Consider the following 13,921-nt stretch of genomic DNA (forward strand, 5'->3'; position numbering starts at 1 on the left):
GCATGTCGGAGTCGTTGATCATCCAGCGCGCGCTGCGGGTGCCCCGGTCGGACGGGGCACCCGGCGACGGCGCGGCCGTGGCCCGCCAACTGGATTCCGCCCTGCTGTCGGCGGGGTTCACGCTGTCCGGGCCGCTGCTCGCGCACCTGTCCGGAGTGGAGGACGCGGGCGCGGTGGCGGACCGGGTGCTGGCCGCGGTGCGGGAACTGGTGGGCGCCCACGTGCGGCACAACACCTACTTCCTGGACTTCCCGGCGAACGTGCCGGACACCCTGGAGTTCTGGGCGGAGTGCCTGCGCGACGCCGGGCACCCCGGCGGCGAGGTCGTGAACCTCCTCGACCTGCCGCTGTACGGGAGCTACCAGCACACCTACGAGGAGCTGCTGGCCGCGCACGAGGAGCTGATCGCCTCGGCCAAGGACCGGGTGACCGTGCTGCACCTCGGCGGCCCGCTCGCCGAGGAGGAGCGCGCGCTGTACCTGGCGCTCGCGGGCAGCCCCATCCCGTTGGCGGAGCACGACCTCGTCGCGCTCGGCTCGCTCGCCCTGTCCTGTGTGGACGGTGAGCAGCCCGAGGAGATCCCCGTCCGGGAGAACCGCGCGGTGGTCAACCGGGTCCGCGTCGAGGCCGGGGCCGCGCCGCTCGTGGACACGGTCACGGACGTCCTGCGGCTGGCGTGCGCGCTGTCCGACGGGGACGTGACGCTGGAGACGCCGACGCGCTTCCGGTCGTTCCGCCGACCCGTGCGCGGGGCGTTGATGCGGGCGCTGGACGCGGTCGCCGCGAGCAAGCTCGGCGACGTGCGCAAGGACCGCGAGGCGTGGAAGCGGCTCGGCGAACGCCTGCACCCGCACGAGTACCCGCTGCTGCCGCACGCTCGGGACGTGTTCGCCGTCGCGCGCGGCGACAAGGAGGCGCGGTCGCTCGCCGGGCGGGTCGAGGTCGCGTTCCGCGACGGCGACCCCGGACGCGCGCTCGACCTGCTGCGGACCGCGCCGGGGATGCTGGTGCGGAACCTGGACCGCCTGCTCCGGTCGGACCTCCCGGCCGACCGGGCCGTCACGGCCTTCGCCGAGGTGCTGGGCCAGGTGTCCGGGCGGGTGCTGCTGTCGCTGCGCGAACACCTGGAGAACCGGCGCACGCCGGACGTCGCCCGCGTGTTCACCAACCGGCAGGGCAGGGCGTGGGTGGCGGCGGACGAGCGGGCGCCGCTGGCCGACGACGTGGTGGCGCGGCTGTGCGCGCTGCTGGACGACGAACTGCTGCGCCGCCTGCCCGCCGTGGACCGGCTGGTGGTCGACCCGGACGTGCTGCCGCTCGCGATCCCGTTGTCCGCCAAGGCGACCGGCCGCGGCTTCGGCGTCGTGCCGCGCGGTTCGCGCGTCCCGGTCGACGGTGACGTGCTGCGCTTCTTCATGTACTGGCATGAGGAGAGCCGGACCACGGACTTCGACCTGTCGGTGCAGATGTTGGACGACGACTTCGAGGACGCGGGCCAGCTGTCGTGGACCAGCCTCACCGCGGTCGGGGGAGTGCACTCCGGCGACATCACCTCGGCCGAGGACGGCGCCTCGGAGTTCATCGAGCTGGACCTGGCCAAGGTGACCGCCCGCTACCTCGTGCCGCAGGTGAACGTCTACTCCGGCGAGGGGTTCCACCAGGTCGCCGAGTCCTTCTTCGGGTTCCAGACCCTGGAGGCGGACCAGCGCGGGATGCCGTTCGAGGCGCGCGCGGTGCGGGTGAAGTCCGACCTGCGCGGCACCGGCCGCGTCGCGCTGCCGGTCGTGTTCGCGCGCGCCGACGACGGCACGTGGTCGGCGTTCTGGCTGCACCTGCACCTGACCGGCGATCCGAGCTTCAACCGGGTCGAGGCCAACCAGTCCGTCGCGACGCTCCTGGTGCGCGCCACCGTGGACCGCCGCTACCTGACCCTCGGCTACCTGGTGGACCTGCTGCGCCGCAAGGCGGGCGAGGGGACCACCGGGCCGGTCACCTACATCGGCGTCGAACGGCCGGACGGCCTGCCCGAGGACTCCGACGTGTACGCGCTCGACCGGTTGAGCGAGCTCGTGCCGCTCTGACCGATATCACCGAGGCGGTTCCCCGCCTCGGTGATATCGTCGGCACGCGAGGCCATGGCGGCACTTCCTTCTCACTCAGGGAAAATTCGCCTTCGGGCGAACTTTTTAGTGCCGCCGCTCTCCTCGCTCAGCCCGCGTAGTCGGGGAGCCGTCGTGCCACGTCCTCGGGCGAGGGCATGGCGGCGATCTCGGCCGCGAGCGCCCGTGCGGCGTCCCGCACGGCCTCGTCGGCCAGCAGCGCCCGCGCCCTCGTGCCCACGGCCTCGGCGGTGACGTCGTCGCCCTGGAGCCCCTCGCCCACCCCGGCCTTCTCCACGACGGCGGTGTTGGTGAACTGGTCGGCCCCCTGCGGCAGCACGAGCTGCGGCACGCCGTCGACCATCGCGCCCAGCGTCGTGCCGCTGCCGCCGTGGTGCACCACGAGGTCCACGTGCCGGAGCAGGTCCGCCTGCGGCACCCAGGAGCGGATCAGGACGTTGTCCGGCACGTCCGCGAACTGGCCCGCGTCCACCGTGGGTCCGGTCGAGACGAGCAGCCGGACGTCCAGCGCCGCCAACCCCGTGATCGCGGTCCGCAGCACCTCCACCGAGCCGAACGCCGTGCCCAGCGTCAGGTACACCAGCGGCCGGTCACCCTCGGGCAGCACCACTTCGCCCGGTTCGGCGAACGGCACCAGGCGCAGGTCGACCACCTCGTCGGACGAGGTTCGCAGCGACGGCGGGCAGACGTCGATCAGCCGGTTCCCGAGCAGGAAGCTCGCGGGCACGTCGAACCCCAGCTCCGCGGCGACCTGCCCGAACCGCTCGGCCGCCACCTCGAAGCCGTTGGTCGCGAACCCGAAACCGTGGCACAGCGCGGGAACGCCCGCGGCCAGCGCGGCCAGCCCGGCTCCGGGGTTGCCGTACTCGTGGACCACCAGGTCCGGTCGTAACCGCTCCACGATCGGCACGAGATCGGCGTAGAACCGGCGCGGCAGGGCCGAACCGAACACCTCCGCCTGCATGGTGAGCAGGTCGCGCTTCTCGGCGAACTCGGCGGGCAGCTGCCCGAACACCTCGCGGATGCTGGCACCGGCCTCCACCGCCTCCAGTCCCGCCAGCGCGGGGGCCAGACTCGCGTCGGTCGCGAACACGACCTCGTGCCCGACCGCTCTCGCCGCTCTGGCCAGCGGCAGCAGGGGATAGGTGTGGCCGTGGGTTCCCAGGCTGGAGAACAGGACGCGCATCAGGGGCCAGCTCCGTTCGGTCGGGTCGAGTCCACCGCGATGATCACCGATTCCGGTCTACCACAGGAGATGCCGACGCCGTCGGGGCTTGGGCCGATAGGGTCGGGCGATGGAGATCCCCCGCTACGGGTCGGGCGCGCTCGCCGACGTGGTGCCGTCGCTGCTGGCCGGGCTGGACGTCCCCGGCGCCGTGGACGTGCTCGGCGTTCCGGCTGCCCGCCGCGTCTGCCTCCTGCTCGTCGACGGCCTCGGCTGGGAACTCCTCCGGGCCCACGCCGACACCGCCCCGTTCCTGGCCTCGCTCGCGGGATCGCCGATCACCGCCGGGTTCCCGTCCAGCACCGCGACCAGCATCGCCGCCCTCGGCACCGGCCTCCCGGCCGGCGAGCACGGCCTGGTCGGCTACACGTTCGACGCGGGCGACCGGCTCGTGAACGCGCTCGGCTGGAACCACCACGGCGCGCCCGAGCACACCGACCTCCGCGCCACCTTCGTGCCGGAGGAGGCGCAGCCGCGGCCCACCGCGTTCACCCGCGCGGCCGAGGCGGGCGTGACCGTCCGCGTGGTCGCCCCGCACCAGCAGAAGGGCAGCGGCCTGTCCCGCGCGGTCCTGCGCGGAGCCCCGTTCCACGCCGTGTACGCGCTGGGCGACCTGGTCAGCGGCGCGCTCGACGCGGTGCGCTCGGCCGACCGGGTGTTCTGCTACGCCTACCACGCCGATCTCGACGCCCTGGGCCACCTGTACGGGCCGGGCACCGAACCGTGGCTGCTCCAGCTCTCCTACCTGGACCAGGTGGCCGCCTCGCTCGCCGTCCGCCTGCCCGCCGACGCGATGCTCGTCGTCGTGGCCGACCACGGCATGGTCACCCTGGGCGAGGAGGACCGGGTCGACTACGACACGACCCCGGCCCTCCAGGACGGCGTCCGCCTGCTCGGAGGCGAGCCGCGGGTCCGGCACGTGTACACCGAGCCGGGCGCCACCGCCGACGTGCTGGCCGCGTGGCGGGAGGTCCTCGGCGACACCGCCTGGACCCTGACCCGCGACGAGGCCATCACCCTGGGCCTCTTCGGCCCCGCGGTCGCGCCCCACGTCCTCCCGCGCATCGGCGACCTGGTCGTGGCCTCCCGCGGCACCCACGCGGTGACCCGCACGGCCGTCGAACCGCTGATCAGCGGCTTCTCCGGCCAACACGGCTCACTCACCACCGCCGAGCAGCACGTCCCGCTCCTGACCTTCCAGCCCTAGCGCCCGGCTTCCGCGAACGCCGCGCGCATCGCGGTGGTGCCCACCCCTGTCCCGAGCAGGGCCCGGAGCAGCAGTCGGGCCTTCAGCGGGTCGAGGAAGCCCGCGGAGATCAGCCCGCGTTCCCGCAAGTCCTGCTCCGACCCGGCGAACCCGTACGTCCCCTCCAGCACGGACCCGCCACCGGTCCGCGACGCCAACACCACCGGAACCCGCTCCACCAGTGCCGTCAACGGTTCCACCCACGTCACCGGCACGTGCCCGGCCCCGAACGCGGCCACCACGACCCCGTCCACCCGGTCGGCGAGCCCGTCGAACACCGACCCGTCGTCGCCGAGCAGCGCGGTCACCACGGCGACCTTCGCGGCGTTGCCCGCCACGAACGGCACGGCCGCCCGCCGCTCCACCCGCTGGAGCATCCGCGCGGCCCCTTCGACGACGTACCCCAGCGGCCCGCCGTTGGGCGACCGGAACGTCGCGACGCTGGTGCTGTGCGTCTTCCGCACGCGCCGAGCGGCGTGGACCTCGTCGGCGAACACCACCAGGCACCCCTGCCCACGCGCTTCGGCACTGGCGGCGACCTGCACCGCCGCGAGCAGGTTCGCCGGTCCGTCCGCCCCGGCCAACGTCGGGTTCCGCATCGCCCCGGTCACCACGACCGGCATGTCCCCGCCGTACCCGAGGTCGAGCAGGTACGACGTCTCCTCGATCGTGTCGGTCCCCTGCGTGACCACCACGCCGTCGGCCCGGACCTCGTGGATCGCCGCCGCCAGCGCCGCGACGTCCTCGAACGTCACCGAGGCTCCCGGCACCCGCCGGAAGTCCACCACGTCCAGCTCGATCCCCAGCCCACCCAACCCCGGCACCGCGTCCACCAACTCCTGAGCGGACAACGCGGGCACCACCCCACCGACCTCGGACGGCCCCATCGCGATCGTCCCGCCAAGCCCGAACACCACGACCCGCACCCCAACCACCTTCCGTCGCCCGGCCACCCGCCGAGGATGACCACATGGTGACCCGCTACCCGGTCGTGGGGCACGGCGAGTCCGAGACGCGACAGCTTTCAGTCGCGACTCCGCTCTCCGGCCTTCGCGATCGTCGCCTCGATCCCGTCCAGGACCACCCCCAGCCCCACCGTGAACGACTCGGCCATCGCCGTCTCCTGGTACGGCTTCTCCGGGTCCTCGGGCGGGGCGGGTTTGCCCGATTCCATCCGGAGCGCCATCGGGAACCGGTCCGCGAAGTCCGGCGCCACCTCCGCCAGCAGCGGTGACCGCGAGTACCACCACTCCTCGTCCGACACCCCGGTCGTCGCGGCGGCCGCCCGCGCCTCCGCGACCGTGCGCGCCGCGCCCCGCACGAAGTTCAGCGCCACCCCGAGGATCCCGCGCAGTGCGCGCGGCGGGAGGCCCGTGCCGTGCAGGATGCGCGACACCGTCTCCAGCGTCGCGAACTCGTTGGGCCCCAACACGGGTCTCGCCTGGGACACCTGCAACGTCCACGGGTGCCTCAGGTGGAACTCCAGGTTGTCCTCCGCCCACGACGTCAGGGGCGCGCGCCAGCCGTCCTCCGACTCGTACCGGGTGGGCAGCTCCTTCAGCACGCGGTCGTACATGAGGTCGACGAGGTCGCCCTTCGTGGGCACGTACGTGTACAGCGACATGGCCGTCCGCCCGAGCCGCAGGCCCACCGCGCGCATCGACAGCCCCGCCATGCCCTCCGCGTCCGCGACCTCGATCGCGGCGTCGAGGATCAGGTCCACGGTCAGGCCCTGCTTCGGCCCCGGCCGCTGACCGTCGGGCCTGGTCCCCCACAGGACGTCCATCGACCAGCGCGCGTCGCCCTGCCCGGCGTAGACGACCATTTGCGTCTCCTTACGGCCTAAAGTAACCTCGGCAAACACTTTACAGGATAAAGAGAGCAGCTGGGGGCTTTGATGGAGCAGTCGACGACCGCCGCGGACAGCCACGACGTGATCGAGGTCCGCGGCGCCAGGGAGAACAACCTGGCCGACGTCTCGCTCGACATCCCCAAGCGGCGGCTGACCGTGTTCACCGGGGTGTCGGGCTCGGGCAAGTCGTCGCTCGTGTTCGGCACGATCGCCGCCGAGTCGCAGCGCCTCATCAACGAGACCTACACGGCGTTCATCCAGTCGTTCATGCCCAGCCAGAGCAGGCCGGACGTGGACGCGCTGCGCAACCTGAGCGCCGCGATCATCGTCGACCAGGAGCGGATGGGGGCCAACTCCCGGTCCACGGTGGGCACGGCCACCGACGCGCAGACCATGCTCCGCATCGTCTTCAGCCGCCTGGGCGACCCGCACGTCGGCACGTCGTCCGCGTTCGGCTTCAACAGCCCCGAGGGCATGTGCCCGGAGTGCGAGGGCCTCGGGCGGGTGTCGGCGATCGACGTCGACCAGCTGGTGGACCGCGAGCTGTCGCTCAAGGAGGGCGCGATCACCGTGCCCGGCTTCACCGTCGACGCCTGGTACGTGCAGACCTACATCCAGTCCGGGTTCTACGACCCGGACAAGAAGCTGAAGGACTTCACCCCGACCGAGTGGGACGACTTCCTGCACAAGGCGTCCACGAAGGTGAAGATCGGCACCACCAACGTGACGTACGAGGGTCTCGTGGTGAAGGTGCAACGGCTGCACCTGTCGAAGGACCGCGAGTCCGTGCAGCCGCACATCCGCGCCTTCGTCGACCGGGCCGTCACGTTCGCCCGCTGCTCCGCGTGCGCGGGGGCCAGGCTGAACCAGGCGGCGCTGTCGTCGAGGATCTCGGGCCGCAACATCGCCGAGTGCGCGGCCATGCAGATCAGCGACCTGGCCGACTTCGTCCGGAAGATCGACGACCCGTCCGTCGGCCCGCTGCTCGCGACCTTGCGCGAGACGCTCGACTCGCTGGTCGAGATCGGTCTGGGCTACCTGAGCCTGGACCGCGAGTCGGGGACGCTGTCCGGCGGCGAGGCCCAGCGCGTGAAGATGGTGCGGCACCTGGGTTCCTCGCTCACCGACGTCACGTACGTCTTCGACGAGCCGACGGTCGGCCTGCACCCGCACGACATCCAGCGGATGAACAACCTGCTGCTCCTGTTGCGGGACAAGGGCAACACCGTGCTCGTGGTCGAGCACAAGCCCGAGGTCATCGAGATCGCCGACCACGTCGTGGACCTCGGCCCCGGCGCGGGTCCCTCGGGCGGGCGGATCTGCTTCGCGGGCGACGTCGTCGCGCTGCGGGCGTCGGACACGTTGACCGGACGGCACCTGGACCACCGGGCCCGGCTGCGCGACGAGCCGCGCCGGCCCACCGGCCACCTGGAGATCCGGGGCGCGAGCACGCACAACCTGAAGAACGTCGACGTGGACCTCCCGCTGGGCGTCCTGACCGTCGTCACCGGCGTTGCGGGCTCGGGCAAGAGCTCGCTGATCCACGGCTCGCTGCCGCGAAGGGACGGCGTGGCCGTCGTGGACCAGTCCGCGATCCGCGGGTCCCGCCGCAGCAACCCCGCGACCTACACCGGCCTGCTGGACCCGATCCGCGCCGCGTTCGCCAAGGCCAACGGCGTGAAGGCCGCCCTGTTCAGCGCGAACTCCGAGGGAGCGTGCCCCAACTGCAAGGGGATCGGCCTCGTCTACACCGACCTGGCGATGATGGCCGGGGTCGCCTCGGTCTGCGAACGCTGCGAGGGCAAGCGGTTCACGCCCGAGGTGCTCACGTACACGTTGCGCGGCAAGAACATCAGCGAGGTGCTGGCCATGCCGGTCACCGAGGCCCGCGAGTTCTTCCCCACGGGCCAGGCCAGGGCGATCCTCGACCGCCTCGCCGACGTGGGCCTCGGCTACCTGGGCTTGGGGCAGCCGTTGACGACCCTGTCCGGCGGCGAGCGCCAACGCGTGAAGCTCGCCATCCAGATGGCCGAGAAGGCGACGGTCTACGTCCTCGACGAGCCGACCACGGGCCTGCACCTGGCCGACGTGGACCAGCTCCTGGCCCTGCTGGACCGCTTGGTCGACGACGGCAACACGGTGATCTGCATCGAACACCACCAGGCCGTGATGGCCCACGCGGACTGGATCGTCGACCTGGGTCCGGGCGCGGGCCAGGACGGCGGCGAGGTGGTCTTCACCGGAACATCCCGCGACCTGGTCGAGTCCGGCGACTCGCTCACCGCCCGCCACCTCCGCGACTACGTCGGGGCCTGAACCGGGCTGCTAGACGTCCAGGTCGATCGACGGGCCCGGTTCGGCGGTGACGGCGCCCGCGGTGTGGGCGGCGAGCCAGTCGTGGAAGGCGGTGGTGTCGGCTTCGGGGACGTGGACGGTGATCGTCGCCCTGCGGTCGTAGGCGACGTCGGCGACGAGGTGGCCCGCCGCGCGGAGCGCGTTCTCCACGCGGCCCGCGTCGGCGTGGTCGACGGCGAGGGCGAACGTGGCGAAGCGGGCGCGGCCCAGGGTGCCGAGCGCGTCCACCGCCTCCGACACCGCGCGGCCGTAGGCGCGGACCAGGCCGCCCGCTCCGAGCTTGACGCCGCCGAAGTAGCGGGTCACCACGGCGACCGTGTCGGTCAGGTCGCGGCGCACCAGCACTTCCAGCATCGGCACGCCCGCCGTGCCCGCGGGTTCGCCGTCGTCGCTGGAGCGCTGCGTGCCGTCCACCCGGAACGCCGTGCAGTTGTGGTTGGCCGACCAGTGCTCCTTGCGCACGGCCGCGATGAACGCCGCCGCCTCCGCTTCGTCGCGGACCCGCCCGACGCTGCACAGGAACCGCGATCGGTGGATCTCGATCTCGTGGACGCCGTCACGCGCGATCACCCGCATCGCCCCAGTATCGACGACCGCGCGGCGCGGCGAGGGTCCCCCGGCCGGGTGGGCCCCCCGAACAACACGGTACGGGTGGGGTCCGACAAATTCAGGCGGTCGCGAGGCCGGACTGCCAGGCCCAGGCGGCGATCTCCACGCGGTTGCGGGCGGGGAGCTTGGTCTGGACGCTGCCGAGGTGGGTCTTCACCGTGCCCACCGAGATGTGCAGGCTCGCGGCGATCTCGGCGTTGGTCCGGCCGGTCGCGACCAGGCGGACCACGTCCAGTTCGCGGGCGGACAGGTCGGTGCGGGGCGGGGGTGGAGCGGACCTGGTGGTGAAGGACCGCAGGAGCTTGAGGGTGATGGAGGGGCTGACCAGGGCTTCGCCCGAGGCCGCCGCGCGGATCGCCTCGACCAGGAGGGCGGCTCCGGAGTCCTTCAGGAGGAAGCCGCACGCGCCGCCGTGCAGGGCGCGGTAGACGTACTCGTCGTTGTCGAACGTCGTGACCACGAGGACCTTCGGGCCGCCGGGGGTGTTGAGCTGCCGCAGCGCCTCCAGGCCGTCCATGCGGGGCATGCGGATGTCCATGAGGACCACGTCCGGGCGCAGGCGGCGGCACTGCTCGACCGCCTGCACGCCGTCGGCCGCCTCACCGACGACCTCGATGTCGTCCTCGGCGGCCAGGATCATGCCGAAACCCGCCCGGATCATGGCCTGGTCGTCGGCGATCACGACGCTGATCGTCACGCTGTCCTCCTCGCGGGCAGGGTGGCCTCGACGACCCACCCGCCCGTCGTGCCCGGTCCGGTGTGGATCCTGCCGCCCAGCGCGGTGACGCGTTCGGTGAGGCCGCGCAGGCCGAAACCGCCGGTGGAGGACCGGCGCGGCGTGCCGTCGTCGGTGACCTTCACGACCACCCACTCGCCCGCCCGGCAGACCAGGACGGTCACCGCGCGCACGTCGGCGGCGTGCTTGCGGATGTTCGTGAGCGCCTCCATCACCACGCGGTGCACGGTGGACGCGATCTCGACGGCCAGGTCGTCCACGTCGCCGTCGAGGGTGAGGTCCGCGCCGAAGTCGGCGACCATCGTGCGGACCTCCGCGATGCCCGCGAGCGGCGCCAGTTCGAGGCGGTCGTCGTCGCGCAGCAGGCCGACCATGCGGCGCATCGAGTCCAACGTCTCCACGCCCGCCTTCTCGATCTGGGTCAGCACCGGCAGCACGAGGTCCGGGCGCTTGGCCGCGATGGCCCGCGCGCCCTGCGCCTGCACGACGATGCCGGTCACGTGGTGGGCGACGAAGTCGTGCAGGTCGCGGGCGAACTCGGCGCGCTGCGCCAGCCGGATCTGCGCGGCCTGCGTGCGGCGCGCGGCCAGCACGAGCCGGGTCGCGGTGGCCGCCCCGACCACGACCAGCGCGACCAGCGCCAGACCGAGGGTCAGGATGACGTACGTGTCGTTCTGCCGGGCCAGCACCGGTTGCAGGGCGACGGCCGCGACGAGGACAGGCGCGGCGAACGCGGCCAGCGACGGCCGACCGCGCCACGCGACCAGCGCCAGCAGGGTGAGGAGCGCGCAGGCGGTCGTGGCGGAGAACGGGGCGAGCCGCACCTCGGCACCGCTGCCGTCCAGACCGCGGATCGTGAGGGTCGCCGCCGCGAGCAGCCCGGCCACGACGGGCAGCGCCCGCGGTCCCAGCCACGGCGACGCCAGCAGCACCACCGCCGACACGACCGCCGCGCAGAGTTCGGCGACCGCGTAGGGCCGATCGGTCCGGAACCAGTCCAGGTAGACCTGGTCGAACGCGCACAGGACCAGCAGCACACCCGCCACCACGAGCCAACCGAGCACCCGCAGCCACCGGTTGACCTCCACGACCGGTCAGCCTAATCGTCCCGCGCCACCGCGCGGATCGGCCGAAAGTCAGAGGCGGGTCTGTCGGCGGGCCGATGTGGGGGTCCGGTGTGGAGTGACAGCGTCGGTGGCATGGGAGAGCGGGATGTTCGGGCCGCCGCGGTGTCCGCGGTGGACCTGGTGAAGGTCTACGGCAGCGGGTCGGCGGCCGTGCGGGCGTTGGACGGGGTGTCGGTCGCGTTCGGGCGGGCCGCGTTCACGGCGATCATGGGGCCGTCCGGGTCCGGCAAGTCGACGTTGATGCACTGCTTGGCCGGGTTGGACACCGCGACGTCGGGGCGGGTGGTGCTGGGCGGTGTGGAGGTGACCGCGTTGTCCGACGTGGCGCTCACGAAGGTGCGGCTCGAACGGGTCGGGTTCGTGTTCCAGTCGTTCAACCTGCTGCCGGAGTTGACCGCGGTGGAGAACATCCGGTTGCCGTTGGAGTTGGCCGGGCGCGCGGTGGAGCGAGCGCTGTTCGACCGGCTCGCCACGACGCTGGGCATCGCGGACCGGTTGGGGCACCGGCCCGCCGAGCTGTCCGGCGGGCAGCAGCAACGGGTGGCGTTGATGCGGGCGCTGCTGTCGCGGCCGGAGGTCGTGTTCGCGGACGAGCCGACCGGGAACCTGGACTCGCGGTCCGGGGCCGAGGTGCTGGGGCTGCTGCGCGCGTCGGTGCGGGAACTCGGGCAGACCGTGGTGATGGTGACGCACGACCCGGTCGCCGCGTCCTACGCCGACCGCGTGGTGCTGCTGGCCGACGGACGGCTGGCGGGCGAGGTGCTCGACCCGACGCCCGACCGCGTGGCGACGGCGCTCGGGCACGTGGGGGCGGGGCGATGAGCTTCACCAGGACCCACCTGCGCGGCGTGCTGCGCACCCCGACCCGGCTGGTGCTGACCGGGTTGGCCATCGCCGTGGCGGCGGTGTTCGCGATGGGCGCGGTGGTGGCGCGCGACATGGCCGGGGCCACGTTCCTGGCCGCCGTGACCGACATCCCGGACGGCACGACCGTCGTGGTCGAGCCGTCCGGCGACCCGGTGGCTCTGCTGGCGAAGGTGCGGAGCACGCCGGGCGTCGAGGAGGCGGCGGGCAGGCTGGCCGCGCGCACGACGCTCGGCGGCACCGCCGCCACGCTCGTCGCCGACCCCGGCAGCGGGCCGCTGAGCCGGGTGCGGCTGGTCGAGGGCGTCTACCCGACCTCCGACGGGCAGATCGCGACGTCCGTGCGGCTCGGTCTCGCCCTTGGCACGCGCACCGAACTGGGCCTGGTCACGGCCGTCGTGGACGGGCCGTCCGCCGACGGCAAGGCCGTCTACACGACCGACGCGCAAGCGCTCGCGCTCGTGCACACCGAGCTGACCAGGATCGATGTCCGCGGCACGGAGGCGGCCGCGCTGGTCGAGGCGCTCGACAGCGCCGAGACGCCGACGACCCCCGCCGACGTGGCACGGGACGAGGCGTTGAGCAGCGCGCGCGGCTCCGCCGACCAGCTGTTCGCCGTGCTGGGCGCGTTCGTGCTGATCGCGGGCCTTGCCTCGCTGCTGGTCGCCACGTCCACGTTCCGCATCGTGTTCGCCCAGCGCACCCGGCAGCTCGCGCTGCTGCGCGCGGTCGGCGCCCCACGCCGGAAGCTGGTGCGCGCGCTGGTCGCCGAAGGCGCGCTGACCGGGTTCGGCGCGGGTGTGGTCGGTGTCGCCGTCGCGCTCGGCGTCGGCTACGTGGTGCCGCTCGTCGCCGACGTGAGCGGCCCGAGCTGGTCACCACTGCTGGGTCCCGTGGTCGTGCTCGTGTCGGTCGTGGTGACCGTCGTGGCCGCGCTGGTGCCCGCCCGTTCCGCCGCGGGGGTGTCGCCGCTGGAGGCTCTGCGGACGTCCGCGAGCCCGCGCGAGAGTGGCACGACGACCGCCGTCCGCGTCGGCCTGGGCGTGGTGCTGCTGGCCGCCGCGGTGGCCGTCGTGGTCGCGATGGTCGGCGACGGCCTCACCGACACCTACCGCCCCGGCGGCCGGACCGGGGAACTGCTGCTGTCCACGGTCGCCAGCGGCGCGCTCACGTTCGGCGCGCTGCTCGCGCTCGGGCCGTTGCTGATGGGACCGCTGCTGCGCCTCCTCGGCTCCGTGCCGCTCGGCGTGGCGGCGCGCATCGCCGTGCGCGGCGTCGGCGGCGCTCCCCGGCGGGCGGCGGCCGTGTCCGCCGTGGTCGCGCTCGGGGCGGGCCTGCTCACCGGCGTGCTCGTCTCCGGCGACACCATCCGCGGCTACCTCCGCGCGGACCTCGCGGCGTCGTTCCCGGCCGACATCCTCGTCTCCGGCGACGAGGGCGTCCCACTGCCCGCCGGGGTCGTCGACGCCTTGCGGAACCGGCCCGAACTGAGGCAGGTCACCGCGTTCCGGGCCGTGCGGGCTGATGTGGAGACACCGCGCGGCACGGTGAACCTGATGGTGTCCGATGTGGACTTCCGCACGCTGCCGACCGCGGCCGACCTGGTGGCCACCAGCGGGTCGACCGCCGACCTCGGCCCCGGCAAGGTCGTCCTCACCTCGACCTACGCCCGGATCGACCACGTGTCGACGGGGTCCACCGTGACGCTCGCGGGTCGGGCCCTGACGGTGGTCGCCGTCCTGGAAGGCGAGTCGATCGGCGGCGCGGGCGTCCTGGTCGACCGCGCC

General features: G+C 73.1%; 11 protein-coding genes. 5 read left to right on the forward strand and 6 right to left on the reverse strand.

Translation table 11 applies throughout. The features are described from left to right. Nucleotides 1–2 precede the first annotated feature (2 nt). On the forward strand, nucleotides 3–2,081 hold the full coding sequence (locus tag ACFWW9_RS34030; protein WP_390386261.1) for a hypothetical protein: 2,079 nt from the start codon (nucleotides 3–5) through the stop codon (nucleotides 2,079–2,081). A 127-nt stretch (nucleotides 2,082–2,208) separates the two neighbouring features. Here the strand turns inward: ACFWW9_RS34030 and ACFWW9_RS34035 are convergent, their stop codons facing one another. Next, complete coding sequence (locus tag ACFWW9_RS34035; protein ID WP_390386262.1) at nucleotides 2,209–3,306, reverse strand: glycosyltransferase; 1,098 nt, start codon at nucleotides 3,304–3,306, stop codon at nucleotides 2,209–2,211. A 109-nt stretch (nucleotides 3,307–3,415) separates the two neighbouring features. Between ACFWW9_RS34035 and ACFWW9_RS34040 the strand changes: the two genes are divergently transcribed. Continuing rightward, a complete protein-coding gene (locus ACFWW9_RS34040; RefSeq protein ID WP_390386263.1) occupies nucleotides 3,416–4,552 on the forward strand; it encodes an alkaline phosphatase family protein in 1,137 nt (378 codons plus the stop codon). On the opposite strand, the gene ACFWW9_RS34045 is transcribed toward ACFWW9_RS34040, so the two are convergent. Beyond that, nucleotides 4,549–5,517: an asparaginase gene (locus ACFWW9_RS34045; protein WP_390386264.1), complete on the reverse strand. Its 969-nt coding sequence runs from the start codon at nucleotides 5,515–5,517 to the stop codon at nucleotides 4,549–4,551. The two genes, ACFWW9_RS34040 and ACFWW9_RS34045, sit on opposite strands and share 4 nt — an antisense overlap. Before the next feature lie 98 nt (nucleotides 5,518–5,615). After that, on the reverse strand, nucleotides 5,616–6,416 hold the full coding sequence (locus tag ACFWW9_RS34050; protein WP_390386265.1) for a TetR/AcrR family transcriptional regulator: 801 nt from the start codon (nucleotides 6,414–6,416) through the stop codon (nucleotides 5,616–5,618). Nucleotides 6,417–6,488: 72 nt separating this feature from the next. Between ACFWW9_RS34050 and ACFWW9_RS34055 the strand changes: the two genes are divergently transcribed. Continuing rightward, nucleotides 6,489–8,759 carry an ATP-binding cassette domain-containing protein gene (locus tag ACFWW9_RS34055; protein ID WP_390386266.1) on the forward strand — a complete coding sequence of 757 codons (2,271 nt, stop codon included), beginning with the start codon at nucleotides 6,489–6,491 and terminating at the stop codon, nucleotides 8,757–8,759. 9 nt (nucleotides 8,760–8,768) lie between these two features. On the opposite strand, the gene ACFWW9_RS34060 is transcribed toward ACFWW9_RS34055, so the two are convergent. From ACFWW9_RS34060 to ACFWW9_RS34070, 3 genes are all read right to left on the reverse strand, one after another. Next, on the reverse strand, nucleotides 8,769–9,374 hold the full coding sequence (locus ACFWW9_RS34060; RefSeq protein WP_390386267.1) for a YigZ family protein: 606 nt from the start codon (nucleotides 9,372–9,374) through the stop codon (nucleotides 8,769–8,771). A 91-nt stretch (nucleotides 9,375–9,465) separates the two neighbouring features. Then, the gene (locus ACFWW9_RS34065) at nucleotides 9,466–10,104 is read right to left on the reverse strand and encodes a response regulator (RefSeq protein WP_390386268.1); all 639 of its coding nucleotides are present in this window, start codon (nucleotides 10,102–10,104) and stop codon (nucleotides 9,466–9,468) included. Then, nucleotides 10,101–11,231, reverse strand: coding sequence for a sensor histidine kinase (locus ACFWW9_RS34070; protein WP_390386270.1), 1,131 nt, complete (start codon nucleotides 11,229–11,231; stop codon nucleotides 10,101–10,103). The genes ACFWW9_RS34065 and ACFWW9_RS34070 overlap by 4 nt, the downstream gene beginning before the upstream one ends. A 111-nt stretch (nucleotides 11,232–11,342) precedes the next feature. Here ACFWW9_RS34070 and ACFWW9_RS34075 point away from each other — a divergent pair, with 111 nt between their 5' ends. Together ACFWW9_RS34075 and ACFWW9_RS34080 are read left to right on the forward strand one after the other, a co-directional pair. Next, the gene (locus ACFWW9_RS34075) at nucleotides 11,343–12,092 is read left to right on the forward strand and encodes an ABC transporter ATP-binding protein (protein ID WP_390386272.1); all 750 of its coding nucleotides are present in this window, start codon (nucleotides 11,343–11,345) and stop codon (nucleotides 12,090–12,092) included. Beyond that, nucleotides 12,089–13,921: FtsX-like permease family protein (locus tag ACFWW9_RS34080; protein WP_390386273.1), on the forward strand; the 1,833-nt coding region annotated here is incomplete at its 3' end. The genes ACFWW9_RS34075 and ACFWW9_RS34080, both read left to right, overlap by 4 nt.

It is taken from the genome of Umezawaea sp. NPDC059074, from assembly GCF_042738955.1.
Classification (GTDB): Bacteria; Actinomycetota; Actinomycetes; order Mycobacteriales; family Pseudonocardiaceae; genus Umezawaea.

Bases quoted from the DNA above. Each gene is read 5' to 3' on its own strand.
- ACFWW9_RS34055 (WP_390386266.1), top strand. From the start codon at position 6,489: ATGGAGCAGTCGACGACCGCCGCGGACAGCCACGACGTGATCGAGGTC.
- ACFWW9_RS34060 (WP_390386267.1), bottom strand. From the start codon at position 9,374: ATGCGGGTGATCGCGCGTGACGGCGTCCACGAGATCGAGATCCACCGA.
- ACFWW9_RS34030 (WP_390386261.1), top strand. From the start codon at position 3: ATGTCGGAGTCGTTGATCATCCAGCGCGCGCTGCGGGTGCCCCGGTCG.
- ACFWW9_RS34040 (WP_390386263.1), top strand. From the start codon at position 3,416: ATGGAGATCCCCCGCTACGGGTCGGGCGCGCTCGCCGACGTGGTGCCG.
- ACFWW9_RS34035 (WP_390386262.1), bottom strand. From the start codon at position 3,306: ATGCGCGTCCTGTTCTCCAGCCTGGGAACCCACGGCCACACCTATCCC.
- ACFWW9_RS34075 (WP_390386272.1), top strand. From the start codon at position 11,343: ATGGGAGAGCGGGATGTTCGGGCCGCCGCGGTGTCCGCGGTGGACCTG.
- ACFWW9_RS34050 (WP_390386265.1), bottom strand. From the start codon at position 6,416: ATGGTCGTCTACGCCGGGCAGGGCGACGCGCGCTGGTCGATGGACGTC.